Source organism: Pseudomonas sp. H11T01 (assembly GCF_048515765.1).
GTDB lineage: Bacteria > Pseudomonadota > Gammaproteobacteria > Pseudomonadales > Pseudomonadaceae > Aquipseudomonas.
The window spans coordinates 51,816-72,502 of record NZ_JBLYED010000028.1 but is presented as its reverse complement, the minus strand read 5'-3'; the positions used below and the strand labels follow the sequence as shown (position 1 = coordinate 72,502).

Below are 20,687 nucleotides of genomic sequence, written 5' to 3'. Positions count from 1 at the left end.
GGCTGGAGTGCCCGGGCGTCTTTGTCCGGAGTTCCCATGTCGCTGTCCAGCGGGCTGATCGCCGCCGTCGCCCTGGCCTATATGGCCATCATGTTCGCTATCGCCTTTTACGGTGACCGCCGCAGTGCGCCGTTACCGCCGCGGGTGCGAGCCTGGGTGTATAGCCTGTCGCTGGCGGTCTACTGCACCAGCTGGACCTTCTTCGGTGCAGTGGGCCAGGCTGCCGAACAACTCTGGTCATTCCTGCCGATCTATCTGGGGCCGATTTTGCTGCTGGTGCTGGCGCCGTGGGTGCTGCAGAAAATGGTGATGATCAGCAAGCAGGAGAACATCACCTCCATCGCCGACTTCATCGCCGCGCGTTACGGCAAGTCGCAGTCACTGGCCGTGGTGGTGGCGCTGATCTGCCTGGTTGGCGTGCTTCCGTACATCGCCTTACAACTCAAGGGCATTGTGCTCGGCGTGAACCTGTTGATCGGTGCAGGTGCAGACGCCATGGGCACCCGCGCCCAAGACACGGCGCTGATCGTTTCGCTGATACTGGCGTTGTTCACCATCGTTTTCGGGACGCGCAACCTCGACGCCACGGAACACCACCGCGGCATGGTCATGGCGATTGCCTTCGAATCGCTGGTCAAGTTGTTTGCCTTTCTGGCGGTCGGCGCCTTCGTCACCTACGGCTTGTACGATGGCTTCGATGACCTGTTCGATCAGGCCATGCTCGCACCGCGCCTGGAAGAGTACTGGAAAGAAACCGTCAACTGGCCGTCCATGGTGGTGCAGACCGGCGTCGCGATGATGGCGATCATCTGCCTGCCGCGACAGTTCCACGTCACCGTGGTGGAAAACATCGACCCGCAGGACCTGCGCCTGGCCAAGTGGGTGTTCCCGGCCTATCTGGCGCTGGCCGCATTGTTTGTCGTGCCGATTGCTCTGGCCGGGCAAATGATGTTGCCAAGCTCCGTGCTGCCCGACTCTTTCGTGATCAGCCTGCCTCTGGCTCAGGCTCATCCAGCGCTGGCGTTGCTGGCCTTTATCGGCGGAGCGTCGGCGGCCACGGGGATGGTGATCGTCGCCAGCGTCGCGCTGTCGACCATGGTCTCCAACGACATGCTGCTGCCGTGGCTGCTGCGCCGGAAAAACGCCGAGCGACCGTTCGAAGTGTTCCGCTACTGGATGCTCTCGGTACGTCGGGTGAGCATTGTGGTGATTCTATTGCTGGCGTACGTCAGCTATCGCCTGCTGGGCTCGACGGCAAGTCTGGCGACCATCGGCCAGATCGCCTTCGCCGCCGTCACCCAACTGGCGCCGGCGATGCTCGGCGCTCTGTACTGGAAGCAGGCCAACCGCCGTGGCGTGTTTGCCGGGCTGGCGACCGGGACATTCCTTTGGTTCTACACCCTGGTATTGCCGATTGCCGCCCTCAGCCTTGGCTGGTCGCTGAACAGCTTCCCCGGTTTAGCGTGGTTGCACAGCAACCCGCTGCACCTGCCGATCACCCCACTGACCCAAGGCGTGGTGCTGTCGCTGGCCGGCAACTTCACACTGTTTGCCTGGGTCTCGGTGTTGTCGCGCACCCGGGTCTCCGAGCACTGGCAGGCGGGACGCTTTATCGGTCAGGAAATCAGTGCACGCCCCAACTCCCGCTCGATGCTGGCGGTGCAGATTAATGACTTACTCAGCCTGGCCGCCCGTTTTGTCGGCGAAGAACGGGCACGTCAGAGCTTTATCCGCTTCGCCTATCGCCAGGGCAAAGGCTTCAATCCGAACCAGAATGCCGACGGCGAATGGATCGCGCACACCGAGCGCCTGCTGGCCGGCGTGCTCGGTGCATCGTCGACCCGCGCGGTGGTAAAAGCCGCCATCGAAGGCCGGGAGATGCAGCTGGAGGACGTGGTGCGCATCGCCGACGAAGCCTCGGAAGTACTGCAATTCAACCGCGCCTTGCTGCAAGGCGCGATTGAGAACATCACCCAGGGCATCAGCGTGGTCGACCAATCACTCAAGCTGGTGGCCTGGAACCGACGCTATCTCGAGCTGTTCAACTACCCGGACGGGCTGATCCGCATCGGTCGACCGATTGCCGACATCATCCGCTACAACGCCGAGCGCGGCCTCTGTGGCCCCGGCGAAGCAGAGGTACACGTTGCTCGCCGCCTGCACTGGATGCGCCAGGGCCGGGCGCACACCTCCGAACGTCTATTCCCCAATGGCCGAGTGATCGAGTTGATCGGTAACCCCATGCCGGGCGGCGGGTTCGTCATGAGTTTCACCGATATCACCGCGTTCCGCGAAGCTGAACAAGCGCTGACCGAAGCCAACGAAGGCCTGGAGCAACGCGTCACCGCGCGCACTCATGAATTGTCGCAACTGAACGTCGCGCTCACCGAAGCCAAGGGCACAGCAGAGTCGGCCAACCAGTCGAAAACCCGCTTTCTCGCGGCCGTCAGCCACGACTTGATGCAACCGCTGAACGCTGCGCGACTGTTCTCCGCCGCCCTCTCCCACCAGGACGACGGCTTATCCACCGAGGCCCAGCAGTTGGTGCAGCACCTGGACAGCTCGCTGCGTTCAGCCGAAGACTTGATCAGCGATCTGTTGGATATTTCGCGGTTGGAGAACGGCAAGATCAACCCGGATCGCAAGCCGTTTGTACTCAACGAGTTGTTCGATACGCTCGGTGCCGAATTCAAAGCTCTGGCACAGGAGCAAGGCCTGAAATTTCGCCTGCGCGGCAGCCGTTTACGGGTCGACAGCGATATAAAACTGCTGCGCCGGATTCTGCAGAATTTCCTGACCAATGCCTTTCGCTACGCCAAAGGCCCAGTGTTGCTGGGGGTTCGACGCAGTGACGGGCAACTCTGCCTGGAAGTCTGGGATCGCGGACCGGGTATTCCGGAGGATAAACAACAGGAGATTTTCGAGGAATTCAAACGCCTTGACAGCCATCAGACCCGCGCCGAGAAAGGTCTGGGACTGGGGTTGGCGATTGCTGACGGACTTTGCCGGGTGCTTGGGCATCAGCTGCAAGTGCGCTCCTGGCCGGGCAAGGGCAGCGTGTTTAGCGTCAGCGTGCCATTGGCTCGAGCGCAAATCAGCGCCCCGGCCAAAGTCGCCGAGCTAAACGGCAAACTGCCGAGCGGCGCGCAAGTACTGTGCATCGACAACGAAGACAGCATCCTGATTGGCATGAACAGCCTGCTGACGCGCTGGGGCTGCCAGGTCTGGACCGCTCGGAATCGAGAAGAGTGCGTCGCGTTGCTTAGCGAAGGCATTCGTCCGCAGTTGGCGTTGGTGGATTACCACCTGGACGACGGCGAGACCGGTACCGGTTTAATGGCCTGGCTGCGCACCCAGCTCGGCGAGCCAGTACCGGGCGTGGTCATCAGCGCCGACGGCCGACCGGAAATGGTTGCCGAGGTGCATGCGGCGGGGTTGGATTATCTGGCCAAACCGGTGAAACCTGCGGCGTTGAGAGCCTTGTTGAGTCGGCATTTGCCGTTGTAGGAGCGAGCTTGCTCGCGATGGACTGAAGGACGACGCGTTTATCCTGCAAGCACGCGTCATCGTTAACGACCATCGCGAGCAATCGAGCGTCGACCGGCTGCTCCTACACACCCTACTCAGGCATCTCCACCAATCCGTCTGCATCAGTCATCGCCCGCTCCAGCAGGTCCGCCGGCAGGCTCTTGCTGGCCCGTGCACCCAGCAGCTTGAGCTGCTCGCTTCGACTGACCAGATTGCCGCGGCCTTCGGTCAGTTTGTTGCGTGCTGCACTGTAGGCCTTGTCCAGTTGCTGCAGGCGATTGCCGACTTCGTCCAGGTCCTGAATGAACAACACGAACTTGTCGTACAGCCAGCCTGCGCGTTCGGCGATCTCCCGCGCGTTCTGGCTTTGTCGCTCCTGTTTCCACAGGCTGTCGATCACCCGTAACGTCGCCAGCAAAGTGGTCGGACTGACGATCACGATGTTGCGGTCGAAGGCTTCTTGAAACAGATTCGGCTCCGCTTGCAATGCTGCGGAAAACGCCGCTTCGATCGGCACGAAGAGCAGAACGAAATCCAGGCTGTGCAAGCCTTCCAGACGCTTGTAGTCCTTGCCGGCCAAGCCTTTGACATGGTTACGCAGGGACAGCACATGCTGTTTGAGCGCCGTTTGACCGATCACTTCGTCATCGGCAACAACGTACTGCTGATAGGCAGTGAGGCTGACCTTGGAGTCCACCACCACCTGCTTGTCGCCCGGCAACATGATCAGCACGTCCGGCTGAAAACGTTCGCCATCCGGACCTTTAAGGCTGACCTGTGTCTGGTATTCGCGGCCCTTCTCAAGGCCCGCATGCTCAAGCACTCGCTCAAGGATCAATTCGCCCCAATTGCCCTGGGTTTTCTGGCCCTTGAGAGCACGAGTGAGGTTGGTCGCCTCGTCGCTCAGGCGCAGGTTCAACTGCTGCAGGCGCTCCAGCTCCTTAGCCAGGGAAAAACGCTCGCGGGCTTCGGCCTGATAGCTTTCTTCAACACGCTTTTCAAACGACTGGATGCGCTCTTTCAGCGGATCGAGCAACTGACCCAAACGCTGCTGACTGGTCTCGGCAAAGCGCTGCTCGCGCTCATCGAAAATCTTCCCGGCCAATTCCGCAAACTGTGCACGCAATTCATCCCGCGAGCCCTGCAGGTCAGTCAGGCGTTGTTGATGGCTTTCCTGTTGTTCACGCAGCTCGGCGTTGAGAGACGCCGCTTGAGCGTCCAACCGACGTAATTCGCTTTCTTTACTGGCGCGTTCGAGGCTCCAGGCGTGGGCGGCGTCGCGAGCGTTATCGCGCTCGATTTGCAACAGTTCGACTTCGCGGCGGACTGCAGCCAGATCAGCTTGCTTGGTGGCATTGGCCTGGCTCAGGTCGCTGATTTCATCGCGACTGGCATCGAGCTGGGCATTGAGCCCCTCTTGCGCGAGTTGAGCGGTGCTCAGACGCTCCTCAAACAGCGATAGCTCGGATTGTCGGGCACTCAAGCGGCGTTGCAGTTGCCACGCCAACACCAAAAGCGGCAACGCAGCACCCGCCAGACCCAGCAATACACTGGTCACATCCATAGCCATAGCCACTCCTGCCGATGGGATAAAGCACGAAGGTTAACCAAGGCGCCGGCCCAGGGACAGCTCAGTCCTCGATCTGACCGAGTTCGCGCTGGGCGAGCCTATCGCCTGCGCGAGCGGCCTGGCGCAGCAGGTCGTGGCCGATCCGCCGATCCCGGGCATTGCCGCACTCACGGCACATCAATTGGCCCAGACGGCTTTGCGCGGCCACCACGCCCTCACGCGCCGGCTGCTTGAGCAAACGCCCGGCGAAGTGTTTGACGCTAGAGTTGTCGCCCAGACGTGGACTGTCGAGCAACCACATGGCAACACGCAACGACAAGCGCTTGGGCGGGTTAACACTTGGAGGTGTGGAGGTGGCGGAAAGTGATACTGAGCGAAACTTCATAAAGCACTGTGGGGCAGATCAGAAGGCGCGCCACTCTACTCCTTTTTTCGTACGGGTAAAGCCGAAAAAACCTGCACGCCCGTGCTAGAGCAAGCGCTTGGGACAATCCACAGAAGCTGTGGATAACTCAGTGGACAACTGTCCTTGAACTCCCTCAAACCCCCACGGTGTGGGGCCTGCAGTCAAACTGACGATTTTTTCACCAGCAAAAAAAACCGATGTTTTTCATTGACTTAAATTTTCGTTACAGGCAGTGATGGCTCAAGAACGCGAGATGACAGCACTGTGACGGGTCGCACAACTAATGTGCACAAGTACCCTCGAAGCGGTTATATCAGCGCACTTTTTTGGCACACTGTGTAGGAAGAACTCAGTGGCAAACCTCCCAAACGGAGCCTTTCAATCCTTCCGGGCTTTTGGCGATCCGCAGCTTTTTTTGCCTATCACACTTCCTTTCTCAAATTCAATGCGTTAGTATCCGCGGCGTTAGTACCAAGCTGAAAGTCAATTACGGTCGAACAAGTCCCCCGGTATACCTTCCCTAAAGAGAAGCTTCTACCGACAACACGGGATCGACCACCTCGATGGTTTCCAGGTAAAACTTGCGACGACACTGCCTTTGAATTGAATGCAAAGGGTGTTGCGAAGTTCTCATACTCTGACCGAACCAACCTGCAGATTGATCAGGATCTCCACCCTGGGCCCAGAACCTTTGCCCTTGATGTGCTGCCTGCCCTCCTAAGTACCTACCTGCCAGCCCAAGCGCGCATAAATCAAAGTGCTTCTAACTGGCTGCTTTGTTCCAGTCGGGTTCTTCGTCAGACCAATGGTGGTCGACGTTACTGGAACGTTTTAACGTTGCACGGTTCTTATCCGTGTCATTTGTAGGAACACCAGATAACTATGTCTACTCAAATCCACACTCAGGATGCCATTCGCACCCTCACCAACGCTTTTGCACCAATGAACTGCCTGATCATGGCCGCTCGCAAAGGCTGCTTCAGCTTCACCCTGGTCAACGAACACGGCATCGCTCGTCACAGCGAACGCCTGTACCCCGATCAATACTCCAGCGCCGAGCCGCTGCAGGCCGTGATCGAGCGTACCCGTCAGGCACTGGTTGCCTGATACGCCAGAACGCTGAAAATTCAAAACCCTGCCTGAAAAGCAGGGTTTTTTATTGCCCAAAGTTTCTGTTTCAACCGAATCGGCTTAAGCACCAACGGATATAACGGTTATAACTCGAAGCCGGAAATATTTTAAAAACAGTCCTTTACGGCACGAATATGACACTACACTTCAACTCAAGCGGCATGATCCGCTTCTGGCGGGTCTGAACCGAACCACTGCTGCCAAGCCCCCCCTCAGACCTCGCCTACCAATTACGCGTTTGGAGGGCCTCATGGGTATCGCTGCCAGCGAACTGTGTCGTTACGTGATCCGCCCGACGCTGATCTACCTTGGACGCCACAGCCAGAACGCTGAATCATTGCTGCTGGGTATCGCCGCCAGCCAATCCGCACTCGGCTCTGCCCTTCACGACCGCCGTGGACATGGCCTGTACCGTATAGCCGAACCGCGCCACAAGGCACTCTGGGACGATTACCTGGCCCTCGATCCAGAGCGCGCCAGTCTGGTTCGCGGACTGGCCAGCCAACATGCCTTCCTTAGCGGGCCACACATCGAACTCACCGTTAACCTGCGTTACGCCACCGCCATTGCCTGGCTGTTGGTAGAAGAGCAAAACACGCCCCTGCCCGAAGCAGATGACCTGCTGGGAATGGCCCGAATCTGGCGCCAGACATTTCAACCTCAAGGCCGCTTAAGGGACTTCACCTACGCCTGGCAAACCTGCGTATCACCTCTGAATCAAATCGCCTGCTGATCGGAAAATTCGTGAGCTCTCGCGAAAATCCCGAAAAACGGTCTGATTGTCCTACAAAACCGCTCTATCTCAAGCGATACAGCCTATAGCGCAGAAGCGAAAATGTTGGTAATTTTCGCCCCGGTGATCACCAGGAGTTCTAATAATGAAAAAAGTAATGCTCAAAACCACCCTTAGTCTTGCCGTTACGTTGGCATCCACGCAGATTTTCGCAGCTGGCTTTGCCGTCAACGAACAAAGCATCAGCGGGATGGGCACTGGTTTCGCTGGACGATCTTCTTCTGCCGATGATGCAAGCACAATTTTTGGTAACCCTGCCGGCATGTCCCGCCTCAAGCGTGCACAAGTCACCGGTGGTGTCGCCATGATCGACGCTCACACCGATATCAGAAACGCAAGCTCCAGCCCTAACAGCGGCACCAACAATGGCGACATGGTGCCGCTCATTGCCGTTCCTATGGGCTACTACGTTCAGCCAATCGACGATCATTGGGCGTTCGGTATCGGCATGTACGCGCCATTCGGTCTTGTAACGGACTATGAGAATAGTTTTGCCGGCCGTTATTTCGGCAGCAAAAGCAAAGTTACGGTTACGACCTTCCAACCCACTGTCAGCTATGCGTTCAACGACAAGGTTTCCATCGGCTTCGGTCCGACCATCAACCGTATTGACGGCACCCTGAAGTCCAATCTGTCGATTACCCAGGCCGCGCCGGACGGCCAGGTCAAGATCGAGGGTGACGACACCGCGCTGGGCTATAACGTCGGCGTCCTGGTGCAAGCTACTGACGCCACCCGCGTGGGCCTGACTTACCACTCCAAAGTGAAGTACAAGCTCGAAGGCAACACCAAGGTGAACTACGGCGTGCTGGGCCTGATCGGCCAGAGCACCAACCAGAAGTATGATGCCTCGCTGGATATCACCACCCCTGAATCCGCAGACCTTTCGATTACCCACGAGCTGAACGACCAGTGGACCCTCTACGCAGGCAGCACCTGGACGCGATGGAGTCGTCTGAAAGAAATCACCGTCGAGAACAAAGGCGTACAACCGGTTCTGGCAGGTCAATTCAGCACCATTACCGAAGAACAAAACTGGCACGACACCTGGGCTCACGCCATCGGCGCTGCCTACAAGCTGAACAAACAATGGGTACTGCGTACCGGCCTGACGTTTGATCAGGCGCCCACCAACAACGTCGACCGCTCCCCGCGCATCCCGACTGGCGATCGGACGATTTTCAGCCTCGGTGCCGGCTGGAGCCCAACTGATGACCTGACCATCGACGTCGCTTATTCCTACCTCAAGGAAGAAGACGTCAAGATCAACAACAGCAACAACCGCGGCCAGTCCTACAACGCTGAGTACTCCAACTCGGCAAACGGCTTGGGCTTGGGTGCGACCTACCGCTTCTGATTCACCGCGAGCCTGAACGGCTCGCCAGCTGAATTGAAAAAGCCCCGCTCTCTTGTACAGAGGCGGGGCTTTTTTGACGGAGCAATTTGTCAGGCGACAGCGCTAAGGTATAACCCGGCACCCGGTCGCTGCTTGTAGCTCTTCCATACTCACACCAGCCGCCAGTTCGACCAGTTTCAGGCCTTGCTCGGTCACGTCCAGCACCGCCAGATCAGTAATGATCCGATCGACCACGCCTACCCCGGTCAACGGCAGGTCACAGTTTGTGAGCAACTTGTGGCTACCGCCCTTGGCGGTGTGCTCCATCAGCACCACCACGCGCTTGACGCCAGCTACCAGGTCCATGGCCCCGCCCATGCCCTTGACCATCTTGCCGGGGATCATCCAGTTGGCCAGATCGCCTTTCTCCGACACCTGCATGGCACCGAGAATCGACAGATTGATATGCCCGCCACGGATCATGGCGAAGGAATCGGCGCTGTTGAAAAAGCTGCTGCCAGGCAACGTGGTGATGGTCTGCTTGCCAGCGTTGATCAGGTCAGGATTGATTTCATCTTCAAGCGGAAACGGACCGATGCCGAGCAAACCGTTTTCACTTTGAAGCCAGACGTCCATGCCTTCGGGAATGTAATTGGCCACCAGGGTCGGCAAGCCGATGCCCAGGTTGACGTAGAAACCGTCCTGCAATTCTTGAGCGGCGCGTTGCGCCATTTCTTCACGAGTCCAGGCCATGATCAGGCGCTCCGCACAGTGCGTTGTTCGATGCGTTTTTCCGGGCTGGCATTGAGCACCAGACGCTGTACGTAGATTCCTGGCAAGTGGATCTGATCGGGGTCCAGCTCGCCGATCTCAACGATCTCCTCCACTTCGACAACACAGACTTTCGCCGCCATCGCGGCCAGCGGGTTGAAGTTGCGAGCTGTCTTGTTGAACAACAGATTGCCGGACTTGTCGGCCTTCCAGGCTTTGACCAGCGCCACGTCGGCGCGTAGCGAACGCTCCATCACGAACCACTCGCCATCGAACTCACGAGTTTCCTTGCCTTCTGCCACCAGAGTGCCGTAACCGGTCTTGGTAAAAAACGCCGGAATGCCCGCACCACCGGCGCGAAGTTTTTCCGCCAAAGTGCCCTGCGGGGTGAACTCCAGCTCCAGCTCGCCGGCCAGGTACTGACGCTCGAATTCTTTGTTCTCGCCAACGTATGAAGAAATCATCTTGCGGATCTGCCGGGTGGTCAGCAGTTGACCCAGACCAAAACCATCGACGCCTGCGTTGTTGCTAATCACCGTCAGCTCGCGCTTGCCGGTGTCGCGCAGGGCGGCGATCAAGGCTTCAGGAATACCGCACAACCCAAAGCCACCGACTGCGAGGGTCATGCCGTCTTCGACGAGACCTTGCAGGGCGGATTCAGCACTCGAGTAAATCTTGTTCACTTATTCTTCCTCGAATTCACCATGACACACACGCATGCGGCCACGGCCTGTTTGCTCGGGCCGGGAGAAGGCAGAGCTATCTGCAACTGCCCTCCCCCGATTTTCGGTACTTCGTCAGCTTAGCGCTTGCGCTGCCCCCAGGCCACGGCCAGACCACTCAGGCAAATCACCGCAATACCGATAATGGCGAACGTATCTGGCGTATGGTCAAAGATAAGATAGCCGTACATCCCGGCAAACAGGATCTGCCCATAACTGAACGGCGCGAGCATCGCGGGAGCAGCATGACGGAACGCTTGGGTCAGCAGCATGTGGCCCAGCATGCCGCAGGTGCCCAGACCAATCATAAACAGACCGTGAAGCAGGGTCGGCGTGCTCCAGAAGAACGGCAGCAACGCGCTCATGATCAGACTGTTGAGAATACCGGTAAGAAAGTTGCTGGTGGTCGGGCTGTCGATGCTGCTGAGCTTGCGGGTCAACAATTGATAGAAGCCAAAGCACAACGCAGAGCCCAGCGGCAGCAAAATCGCTGGTGTGAACAGCGCGCCGCCCGGCCGCACAACAATCAACACCCCGACAAAACCGGCCAGCACCGCCAACCATTGGCTGCGCGTTACCTGTTCGCCCAGCAGCGGGACGGACAATGCGGTAACCAGCAAAGGGGCGAGAAAGTTGACCGAGGTGGCTTCCGCCAGCGGGATATAGCGCAAGCCCGTGGTGAAGAACAGGCTGGTGCCGATCAGGCACAACGCGCGGAGAAACTGAAGTCCGGGGCGCTTGGTGCGCACCACTGCCGAAAAACCGGTGCGCGGTACGAAGATCACCAGCATCAACAGCGTGTGCACCACATAACGCGCCCATACCACCATGACGATGGGATAAAACCCCGACAAGTACTTGGCCAGCGTGTCGTGACTTGCAAACAGCAAAACCGCCAGGCAAATCAGTGCGATGCCTTTGACCGGTTGCTCAGCTCCCTTGAACAGCGGGGTGTTCACACTCATTCACACACTCGCAACAAATCCCCTACAAAATACATAGCTCGCTACCTATCAAGACAGCGCTAGCCCGTATATAAAGGTACCCTATCGAAACAAGGCAAACGAACAATTGACCTTCGCTCGCCTTACCTTAAGTGTTGACACAACTGGATTCAATTACGCATTTTGTCTTAATTGCGCAGGCTAGGGCTCAAGCGCAGCATATCCAATCCGGTATCGACCCAACGCTCTGCTTCTGTGTGCAGTTGAAAGCTGTCAGGAGCCAGCAGCCATTGGTAAAGGATGCCGTCGATGAACGCGTGCATACTGATCGCAGCACGGGCCGTATCGAGATTATCGGGAAGCTGGCCCCGGTTCACCGCATTGCGCAACGCCAGACCGATACGCACATTGCACTCCAGGCTGGCGGTGCGTCGTTGTTGGCGCAGATCGCACATTTCATCGGTGAATTCGCACTTATGAAACAGAATCTCATTAATGCGTCGGGTCTTCGGGTCCAGGGCAACTTGATGAAACAAATGAATCAGCAGCTTGCGCATGCAACCCAACGGGTCGAGTTCCTCTTCATTTTCACTGGCCTTGGCCATCTCATCCAGCGGCTCATGCAAGGTGTCGAGCATGGCCTGAACCAGATCCGCCTTGTTGCTGAAATGCCAATAGATGGCTCCACGCGTGACGCCGGCCAACGCCGCGATGTCCGCCAGCGTGGTACGCGCCACACCGCGCTCGTAAAAGGCTTTCTCTGCCGCTTCGAGTATCTGGCTGCGGGTTTCTTGAGCTTCCTCTTTGGTACGACGGACCATGGCAGTACAACCTCAATCGGGATCTTTCAGCGACGTTTTGAAGATCATCTGGATAAATATGGGGCGACGTCTTTTGGGTCTCGTCCCCGGCTTACAATTCACACCTTTAACGACTTTTGTAACGGGATCGTTACTTGGCCAAGGTTTACAAACAACCATGAACGTAAGTATATTGCTTAGCAAGCTACTTATCCACTCAGCGCATCTTTTTTACCTTTCCACCTTTCTTGTGCGCATTTTGCGCGCCTGACCCGAGGCTCTTCATGCAATTCAAGCCAGCTGTTACCGCTCTGGTTACCGCCGTCGCCCTGGCATCGCTGCTCAGCGGATGTAAAAAGGAGGAGGCAGCACCTGCCCCGCAAGCCCCTCAGGTCGGCGTAGTTACCCTACAACCTCAAGCCTTTACCCTGACGTCCGAGCTTCCGGGCCGCACAACGGCGTACCGCATGGCGGAAGTCCGCCCTCAGGTCAACGGCATCATTCTCAAGCGTCTGTTCAAGGAAGGCGGCGACGTCAAGGCCGGCCAACAGCTGTATCAGATCGATCCGTCGGTCTATGAAGCCACCTTGAAAAGCGCCGAAGCCAACCTGCAATCCACCAAATCGATTTCCGATCGCTATAAACAGCTGGTCAACGAGCAAGCCGTAAGCCGCCAGGAATACGACACTGCCATCGCCAATCGTCTGCAATCGGAAGCCAGCCTGCAAAGCGCACAGATCAACCTGCGCTACACCAAAGTGCTGGCGCCACTGTCCGGGCGCATCGGCCGCTCCTCAGTCACTGAAGGTGCGCTGGTCAGCAACGGCCAGACCGATGCCATGGCGGTGATTCAGCAACTCGACCCGATTTACGTCGACGTGACTCAGTCATCGGTAGAGTTGCTCGAGCTGCGCCGCGAACTGGAAAGCGGTCGCCTGCAAAAGGCCGGCGACAATGCGGCCATGGTCAAGCTGACTCTGGAGGACGGCAGCCAATACAAGCAAGACGGCAAACTGGAGTTCTCTGAAGTCTCGGTCAACGAAACGACCGGCTCTGTGACCCTGCGTGCCGTGTTCCCGAACCCCGATCACACCCTGCTGCCGGGCATGTTTGTCCACGCGCAATTGCAGACCGGAGTGAACGCAGCCGCGATTCTCGCCCCGCAACAAGGCGTGACCCGCGACCTGAAAGGGACTCCGACGGCGCTGGTGGTCGGTCCAGACAACAAGGTCGAACTGCGTCACCTCAAGGCCAGTCGCACCGTCGGCAGTCAATGGCTGATCGAGGATGGCTTGAAGGCGGGCGATCGTCTGATCACCGAAGGCCTGCAATTCGTCAAACCTGGCATTGAGGTCAAGGCCAGCGAAGCGACCAACGTTGCGGAGAAAAACCCGTCCCCTGCACAGGCATCAAACAATGCTGCAGGCGGCAAAGGGGAATAAATCATGTCGAAATTTTTTATCGACCGTCCGATTTTCGCTTGGGTAATTGCCCTGGTGATCATGTTGGTCGGGGCTCTATCGATCCTCAAACTACCGATCAACCAGTACCCGAGCATCGCACCTCCTGCGATCGCCATCTCCGTGACCTACCCAGGCGCTTCTGCACAGACCGTGCAGGACACCGTGGTGCAGGTGATCGAGCAGCAGCTCAACGGTATCGACAACCTGCGTTATGTGTCCTCGGAAAGTAACTCCGACGGCACCATGACCATCACCGCGACCTTCGAACAAGGCACCAGCTCCGATACCGCCCAGGTTCAGGTCCAGAACAAACTGAACCTGGCCACCCCGCTGCTGCCGCAAGAAGTGCAGCAACAGGGCATACGCGTGACCAAGGCAGTGAAAAACTTCCTGCTGGTGATCGGCGTGGTGTCGCGCGACGGCAGCATGACCAAGGACGACCTGTCCAACTACATCGTGTCCAACATGCAGGACCCGATTTCGCGGACAGCGGGTGTCGGTGACTTCCAGGTGTTCGGTGCCCAGTACGCCATGCGTATCTGGCTAGATCCGGCCAAGTTGAACAACTACAACCTGACCCCGGTGGACGTCAAAACTGCCATTGCCGCCCAGAACGTCCAGGTGTCTTCCGGCCAGCTCGGCGGCTTGCCTGCCCTGCCCGGCCAGCAATTGAACGCCACGATCATTGGCAAGACCCGCCTGCAAACTGCCGAGCAGTTCAAGGAAATCCTGCTCAAGGTCAACAAGGACGGCTCCCAGGTGCGCTTGAAAGACGTCGCTGACGTCGGCTTGGGTGGTGAGAACTACAGCATCAACGCCCAGTTCAACGGCGCCCCAGCCTCCGGTCTCGCGGTGAAACTGGCAACCGGCGCCAACGCCCTCGATACCGCCAAGGCCCTGCGCAAGACTGTCGACGACCTCAAGCCATTCTTCCCTGAAGGCATGGAAGTGGTGTTCCCGTACGACACAACGCCCGTGGTGACCGAGTCGATCAAAGGCGTGGTTCACACCTTGGTCGAAGCGATCGTGCTGGTGTTCCTGGTGATGTTCCTGTTCCTGCAAAACTTCCGCGCTACCGTCATCACTACCATGACCGTACCGGTGGTTCTGCTGGGTACGTTCGGGATCCTCGCGGCGTTCGGATTCAGCATCAACACCCTGACCATGTTCGGTATGGTGCTGGCCATCGGCTTGCTGGTGGACGACGCCATCGTCGTCGTGGAAAACGTCGAACGGGTCATGAGCGAAGAAGGCCTGTCACCCAAGGAAGCCACCAAGAAATCCATGGGCCAGATCCAGGGTGCGCTGGTCGGTATTGCCCTGGTTCTGTCGGCGGTACTGCTGCCTATGGCGTTCTTTAGCGGTTCGACCGGGGTGATCTACAAACAGTTCTCGATCACCATCGTTTCGGCCATGGCGCTGTCGGTAATGGTCGCCCTGATCTTCACTCCGGCGCTCTGCGCAACCATGCTCAAGGCGATTCCGAAAGGTGAGCACGGTGTACCGAAACGCGGCTTCTTCGGCTGGTTCAACCGCAACTTCGACCGTGGCGTCAAAAGCTACGAGCGCGGTGTTGGCAACATGCTCAAGTACAAGGCTCCATACCTGCTGGCCTACCTGGTCATTGTGGTCGGCATGATCTGGCTATTCACCCGTATTCCGACCGCGTTCCTGCCCGAAGAAGACCAAGGCGTACTCTTCGCCCAAGTACAAACCCCGGCCGGCTCCAGCGCCCAGCGCACCCAAGTGGTCGTGGATGAAATGCGCGAGTTTCTGCTGCGTCCCGGCAAGGATGGCGGTGAAGGTGATGCCGTAGCGTCCGTGTTTACCGTGACCGGCTTCAACTTCGCCGGTCGTGGCCAAAGCTCGGGTATGGCCTTCATCATGCTCAAGCCATGGGACGAACGTAACGCCGACAACAGCGTGTTCAAGGTCGCGGCCCGTGCTCAACAGCACTTCTTCACCTTCCGTGACGCCATGGTGTTCGCTTTTGCGCCACCGGCGGTACTGGAACTGGGTAACGCCACCGGTTTCGACGTATTCCTGCAGGACCGTGCCGGTATCGGTCACGACAAGCTGATGGCAGCACGTAACCAGTTCCTGGGAATGGCCGCGCAAAGCAAAGTGCTCTCGCAGGTGCGTCCGAACGGGCTGAACGACGAACCGCAGTACCAACTGACCATCGACGACGAACGCGCCAGCGCCTTGGGCCTGACAATGACGGACATCAACACCACCCTGTCGATCGGACTGGGCAGTAGTTATGTCAACGACTTCATCGACCGTGGTCGTGTGAAAAAGGTCTTTATACAAGGTCAACCCGGCTCCCGCATGAGCCCCGAAGACATCAAGAAATGGTTCGTACGCAACGCTAGCGGCACCATGGTCCCGTTCTCGGCTTTCGCCAAGGGCGAGTGGATTTACGGCGCACCCAAACTGTCACGCTACAACGGTGTCGAAGCCATCGAAATCCTAGGTGCCCCAGCGCCCGGCTACAGTACCGGTGAAGCCATGGCCGAAGTCGAGGCCCTGGCCAAGAAACTGCCAGCGGGTGTCGGTATTTCCTGGACGGGTCTGTCGTATGAGGAGCGTCTATCCGGCTCGCAAGCGCCAGCGTTGTACGCGCTATCGCTGCTGATGGTCTTCCTCTGCCTGGCAGCACTGTACGAAAGCTGGTCGATCCCGATCGCAGTCATGCTGGTGGTTCCCCTGGGGATTATTGGTGCCCTGCTCGCTACCAGCCTGCGTGGCCTGTCCAACGACGTGTATTTCCAGGTCGGCTTGTTGACGACCATCGGTCTGGCATCGAAAAACGCCATTCTGATCGTCGAGTTTGCCAAGGAGTTGCATCATCAGGGACGCAGCCTGACCGAAGCGGCCATTGAAGCCTGCCGGATGCGTCTGCGACCGATCATCATGACCTCGCTGGCATTCGTCCTTGGTGTGGTGCCACTGGCAATCTCCACGGGCGCAGGCTCGGGCAGCCAGCACGCGATCGGCACCGGTGTCATTGGCGGTATGATCACCGCGACTGTTCTGGCGATTTTCTGGGTACCGCTGTTCTTTGTCACCGTATCGTCCATGGGCCAAAGAAAAGTCGCGGACGAACCCGACACCCTTTCAACTGCAAACGAGGCTGGCCAATGAGCAAGTCGCTACTCTCTTTAGCAATTGCCGCGTTTGTGCTGGGTGGTTGCTCGCTGATACCTGATTATCAGCAGCCAGAAGCACCCGTCGCGGCGCAGTACCCGCAAGGTCCTGCGTACTCGCCGACAGAGGCCGCCAACAGGGCGGCCGCTGAACAAGGCTGGAAGCAGTTTTTCCATGACCCGGCGCTGCAACAGCTGATTCAGACCGCTCTGGAGAACAACCGCGACCTGCGCGTCGCAGCCCTGAATATCGACGCCTTTGCGGCTCAGTACCGTATCCAGCGCGCCGACCTGTTCCCGGCCGTGTCCGCGACCGGCAGCGGTAGCCGTCAACGTACTCCGGCGAGCCTGTCGCAAACCGGCGCAGAACGCATCACCAGCCAGTACTCAGCAACTCTGGGTATCAGCGCCTACGAGCTGGACCTGTTCGGTCGAGTTCGTAGTCTCAGCGAGCAAGCGCTGCAAACGTACTTTGCCACCGAGGAAGCGCGTCGCAGCACCCAAATCAGCCTGGTGGCCAGCGTGGCCAACGCCTACCTGACCTGGCAAGCCGACAAGGAACTGCTGCAGCTGACCAAGGTCACCCTGGGGACCTTCGAGCAGAGCTACAAACTCACCTTGCGCAGTAACGAAGTCGGTGTGGCCTCGGCGCTCGATCTGAGCCAGTCGCGCACGTCCGTGGAAAACGCACGGGTGCAATTGGCGCGTTATACCCGTCTGGTAGCACAGGATGAAAATAGCCTCACGCTGTTACTGGGCACCGGGGTTCCGGCCAACCTGCCGGGCGGTCAACCGCTGGCCGATGACCTGCTGAGTGAAGTACCCGCCGGCCTGCCGTCTGACCTGCTACAGCGCCGCCCAGACATCCTTGAAGCCGAACACAAGCTCAAGGCTGCCAACGCCAACATCGGCGCGGCGCGGGCAGCGTTCTTCCCGAGCATCAGCCTGACGGCCAACGCCGGTACCGCGAGCCCGGACCTGTCCGGTCTGTTCAAAGGTGGTTCAGGGACCTGGTTGTTCCAGCCGCAAATCAATCTGCCGATCTTCAATGCTGGCAGCCTGAGAGCGAGCCTGGATAACTCGAAAATCCAGAAAGACATCACCGTGGCGCAGTACGAAAAGTCCATCCAGACCGCCTTCCAGGAAGTCTCCGATGGCCTGGCCGCACGCCAGACCTTCAACGAACAGTTGCAGGCCCAGCATGATCTGGTCAGCGCTAACCAGGATTACTACCGTCTGGCCGAGCGTCGTTATCGGATCGGTGTCGACAGCAACCTGACTTTCCTCGACGCCCAGCGCCAGTTGTTCACCTCGCAGCAAGCATTGATCGCCGATCGTCTTTCGCAGCTGACCAGCGAGGTCAATCTGTACAAGGCCCTCGGTGGTGGCTGGAATGAACAAACCGCGCAGAACACGCCGGTTCCTGAGGAAGCACCGAAGCTGAAGCTTTTCTGACTGTTCGCTTAGGGGTTGTGGACCAATCCCTGACCAACAAAAAATCCGGAATCTGATAAAGATTCCGGATTTTTTTTGCCTGTTGCACAGGATTTTGAAATTGTTTTGGAGGTGGACGGATAACCGCTCGGAAAACCTGAAGTATTGACCGGGTTCACCGTCGAGCGCGTTGCGCCCCCACGAACGCTGAGAGCCCTTGCTGACGTACTACGCCTAAGTTACGCAGGGAAGCTTGCGAGACTGCTGTAGCGCACCACAGATGCATCTGGAGAGGTGTGGGTTCGGCTTGCACGACCAACAGGGTGGCTGTGCTTTGCGTGGCTGGCGCATCGTCGCCATCACTTCCACCGGGGCCCATCGAAGAACTACACGACAGCGCCAAACCCTTCCATAAAACGCACACATAAAAAAACGCCCCGAGCCGTTAAGCTTGGGGCGTTTTTCATGTTTGGTGCACTCGACAGGATTCGAACCTGTGACCGCTCGGTTCGTAGCCGAGTACTCTATCCAGCTGAGCTACGAGTGCATTTTGTGTTTGATAAACCAGATCACAACTGGTTGAAGCAAGTTGCTCACATTACTGCAAACAACCCTTAAATGGTGCACTCGACAGGATTCGAACCTGTGACCGCTCGGTTCGTAGCCGAGTACTCTATCCAGCTGAGCTACGAGTGCATTTGTTGCCGCGCATTATAGTCCGTTGAATCTTTTTGTAAAGCGCTTTTTTCTAGTAATTTCAACAACTTACCGAAGAAGCCAGATTACAACGTACTAAATAAATAATGGCGGAGAAGGGGGGATTCGAACCCCCGACACCCTTTTGAGGTGTACTCCCTTAGCAGGGGAGCGCCTTCGGCCACTCGGCCACCTCTCCGCAACACGGGGCGTATCTTAACCAACCTTTTCCCCGTTTGCAAACATAAAAAACGATAAAAATTAATGGCTTGGTTCTTCGTCCTTCTCTTTCTTTATACGCAGGTAAATTTCCTCACGGTGAACAGCCACCTCTTTCGGGGCGTTGACACCAATGCGCACTTGATTTCCTTTGACGCCGAGCACGGTCACAGTGATTTCGCCATCACCAATAATCAGGCTTTCTGCGCACCGACGAGTCAGAATCAGCATACCTTTCTCCTCACGCATTTCATTTCAGGGACAACAGTCTGCAAAAAAAAGGCACTCGACCCACAACCAAAGCGGTCGCAGCCCTACATGCCTAAGTATTGACTAGCGCGAGCAAAAGAACAGTTTTCAGTCGCACCTATCAAAAAAACGAAGGGCGCGGATAACCGCGCCCCTCAGACAACGCATCACTCGCCCGTTCGGGCCGGTGCGTCCAGCTCGAAAGCTGTGTGCAGAGCGCGCACAGCCAGTTCCAGGTACTTCTCTTCGATGACGACCGAAACCTTGATTTCCGACGTCGAGATCATCTGGATGTTGATGCTCTCTTTAGCCAGCGCTTCGAACATGCGGCTGGCAACGCCTGCGTGAGAACGCATGCCCACACCGACAATCGACACCTTGGCAATTTTGGTATCGCCTACCACTTCACGTGCACCGATTTCCTGCGCGGTGTTTTCCAGGACCGTCTGAGCAGCCTGGTAATCATTGCGGTGAACCGTGAAGGTGAAGTCGGTGGTGTTATCGTGCGCCACGTTCTGCACGATCATGTCGACTTCGATGTTCGCGGCGCTGATCGGGCCGAGAATCTTGAAGGCCACGCCCGGAGTGTCTGGCACACCACGGATGGTCAGCTTGGCTTCATCGCGGTTAAAAGCGATGCCGGAAATGATCGGCTGTTCCATGGATTCCTCTTCATCAATAGTAATGAGGGTACCCGGACCCTCCTTAAAGCTGTGCAGGACGCGCAGCGGAACGTTGTACTTGCCGGCAAACTCGACCGCACGGATCTGCAACACCTTGGAACCGAGGCTGGCCATTTCCAGCATCTCTTCGAAGGTAATCTTGTCCAGGCGTTGAGCCGCAGACACGACACGCGGATCAGTGGTGTAGACACCGTCCACATCGGTGTAGATCTGGCACTCGTCAGCCTTCAAGGCCGCAGCCAGCGCCACGCCAGTGGTATCGGAACCACCACGACCCAGGGTCGTGATGTTGCCGTGCTCGTCGACGCCCTGGAAACCGGCGACTACAACCACACGGCCGGCCTTCAGATCACCACGGATCTTCTGGTCATCAATCTGCAAGATACGCGCTTTATTGTGCGCGCTATCGGTCAGAATCCGCACCTGATTACCGGTATACGAAACCGCCGGCACGCCACGCTTGATCAGCGCCATCGCCAGCAGCGCGATCGTCACTTGCTCACCGGTAGAGACAATCACATCCAGCTCGCGGGGAACCGGTTGATTGTCGCCACTGATTTGCCTGGCCAGATCGATCAGGCGGTTGGTTTCGCCACTCATCGCGGACAGCACAACCACCAGGTCATCACCGGCTTCGCGGAATTTCTTAACCTTGTCAGCGACCTGCTCGATTCTCTCGACAGTGCCGACCGAGGTGCCTCCAAACTTCTGTACGATCAAAGCCATTTCAAAGCCGCCTCAGCCCATGAAGGGCACCCATTAAACATTCAAACTGCAGCTCCAGAACCCGCCA

The 20,687-nt window shown here is 57.7% G+C and carries 15 protein-coding genes and 3 tRNA genes; 7 read left to right on the top strand and 11 right to left on the bottom strand.

What is annotated here, in order from left to right; all coding sequences use genetic code 11:
- Positions 1-36: 36 nt before the first annotated feature.
- A complete protein-coding gene (locus tag ACN1C3_RS27550; protein WP_419118885.1) occupies positions 37-3,507 on the top strand; it encodes a NahK/ErcS family hybrid sensor histidine kinase/response regulator in 3,471 nt (1,156 codons plus the stop codon).
- 112 nt (positions 3,508-3,619) lie between these two features.
- On the opposite strand, the gene rmuC is transcribed toward ACN1C3_RS27550, so the two are convergent.
- Together rmuC and ACN1C3_RS27540 are read right to left on the bottom strand one after the other, a co-directional pair.
- Positions 3,620-4,984, bottom strand: coding sequence for a DNA recombination protein RmuC (gene rmuC, locus ACN1C3_RS27545; protein ID WP_419118896.1), 1,365 nt, complete (start codon positions 4,982-4,984; stop codon positions 3,620-3,622).
- A 175-nt stretch (positions 4,985-5,159) separates the two neighbouring features.
- Positions 5,160-5,483: a sel1 repeat family protein gene (locus ACN1C3_RS27540; protein ID WP_419118884.1), complete on the bottom strand. Its 324-nt coding sequence runs from the start codon at positions 5,481-5,483 to the stop codon at positions 5,160-5,162.
- A 903-nt stretch (positions 5,484-6,386) separates the two neighbouring features.
- Between ACN1C3_RS27540 and ACN1C3_RS27535 the strand changes: the two genes are divergently transcribed.
- The 3 genes from ACN1C3_RS27535 to ACN1C3_RS27525 all read left to right on the top strand — a co-directional run bounded on the left by ACN1C3_RS27535 (position 6,387) and on the right by ACN1C3_RS27525 (position 8,785).
- Positions 6,387-6,611: a hypothetical protein gene (locus ACN1C3_RS27535; protein WP_007898912.1), complete on the top strand. Its 225-nt coding sequence runs from the start codon at positions 6,387-6,389 to the stop codon at positions 6,609-6,611.
- Positions 6,612-6,885: 274 nt separating this feature from the next.
- Positions 6,886-7,368, top strand: coding sequence for a hypothetical protein (locus tag ACN1C3_RS27530; RefSeq protein ID WP_419118883.1), 483 nt, complete (start codon positions 6,886-6,888; stop codon positions 7,366-7,368).
- Between the two features lie 145 nt (positions 7,369-7,513).
- On the top strand, positions 7,514-8,785 hold the full coding sequence (locus tag ACN1C3_RS27525; protein WP_419118882.1) for an OmpP1/FadL family transporter: 1,272 nt from the start codon (positions 7,514-7,516) through the stop codon (positions 8,783-8,785).
- Positions 8,786-8,887: 102 nt separating this feature from the next.
- On the opposite strand, the gene ACN1C3_RS27520 is transcribed toward ACN1C3_RS27525, so the two are convergent.
- From ACN1C3_RS27520 to emhR, 4 genes are all read right to left on the bottom strand, one after another.
- Entirely contained in the window at positions 8,888-9,517 is a 630-nt protein-coding gene (locus ACN1C3_RS27520) for a CoA transferase subunit B (protein ID WP_419118881.1), read from the bottom strand.
- Positions 9,518-9,519: 2 nt separating this feature from the next.
- Positions 9,520-10,218, bottom strand: coding sequence for a CoA transferase subunit A (locus tag ACN1C3_RS27515; RefSeq protein WP_419118880.1), 699 nt, complete (start codon positions 10,216-10,218; stop codon positions 9,520-9,522).
- Between the two features lie 119 nt (positions 10,219-10,337).
- Complete coding sequence (locus ACN1C3_RS27510; RefSeq protein WP_419118879.1) at positions 10,338-11,222, bottom strand: DMT family transporter; 885 nt, start codon at positions 11,220-11,222, stop codon at positions 10,338-10,340.
- A gap of 167 nt (positions 11,223-11,389) precedes the next feature.
- Positions 11,390-12,022: an efflux system transcriptional repressor EmhR gene (gene emhR / locus ACN1C3_RS27505; RefSeq protein ID WP_419118878.1), complete on the bottom strand. Its 633-nt coding sequence runs from the start codon at positions 12,020-12,022 to the stop codon at positions 11,390-11,392.
- Between the two features lie 263 nt (positions 12,023-12,285).
- On the opposite strand from emhR, the gene emhA reads away from it, so the two are divergent.
- The 3 genes from emhA to ACN1C3_RS27490 are packed head-to-tail and all read left to right on the top strand — an operon-like array spanning position 12,286 to position 18,068.
- A complete protein-coding gene (gene emhA, locus ACN1C3_RS27500) occupies positions 12,286-13,443 on the top strand; it encodes an efflux RND transporter periplasmic adaptor subunit EmhA (protein WP_419118877.1) in 1,158 nt (385 codons plus the stop codon).
- 3 nt (positions 13,444-13,446) lie between these two features.
- The gene (gene emhB, locus ACN1C3_RS27495; protein WP_419118876.1) at positions 13,447-16,611 is read left to right on the top strand and encodes an efflux RND transporter permease subunit EmhB; all 3,165 of its coding nucleotides are present in this window, start codon (positions 13,447-13,449) and stop codon (positions 16,609-16,611) included.
- Complete coding sequence (locus tag ACN1C3_RS27490; RefSeq protein ID WP_419118875.1) at positions 16,608-18,068, top strand: AdeC/AdeK/OprM family multidrug efflux complex outer membrane factor; 1,461 nt, start codon at positions 16,608-16,610, stop codon at positions 18,066-18,068. Before emhB ends, ACN1C3_RS27490 begins: the two co-directional genes overlap by 4 nt.
- A gap of 449 nt (positions 18,069-18,517) precedes the next feature.
- Here ACN1C3_RS27490 and ACN1C3_RS27485 read toward each other — a convergent pair.
- The 5 genes from ACN1C3_RS27485 to ACN1C3_RS27465 form a co-directional block, all read right to left on the bottom strand.
- Positions 18,518-18,594: transfer RNA gene (locus ACN1C3_RS27485), tRNA-Arg, on the bottom strand.
- Between the two features lie 72 nt (positions 18,595-18,666).
- Positions 18,667-18,743 (bottom strand) — tRNA-Arg (locus ACN1C3_RS27480).
- A 108-nt stretch (positions 18,744-18,851) separates the two neighbouring features.
- A tRNA-Ser gene (locus ACN1C3_RS27475) sits at positions 18,852-18,942 on the bottom strand.
- Between the two features lie 62 nt (positions 18,943-19,004).
- On the bottom strand, positions 19,005-19,193 hold the full coding sequence (gene csrA, locus ACN1C3_RS27470) for a carbon storage regulator CsrA (protein ID WP_002554426.1): 189 nt from the start codon (positions 19,191-19,193) through the stop codon (positions 19,005-19,007).
- 185 nt (positions 19,194-19,378) lie between these two features.
- Complete coding sequence (locus ACN1C3_RS27465; protein WP_419118874.1) at positions 19,379-20,620, bottom strand: aspartate kinase; 1,242 nt, start codon at positions 20,618-20,620, stop codon at positions 19,379-19,381.
- Positions 20,621-20,687 lie beyond the last annotated feature (67 nt).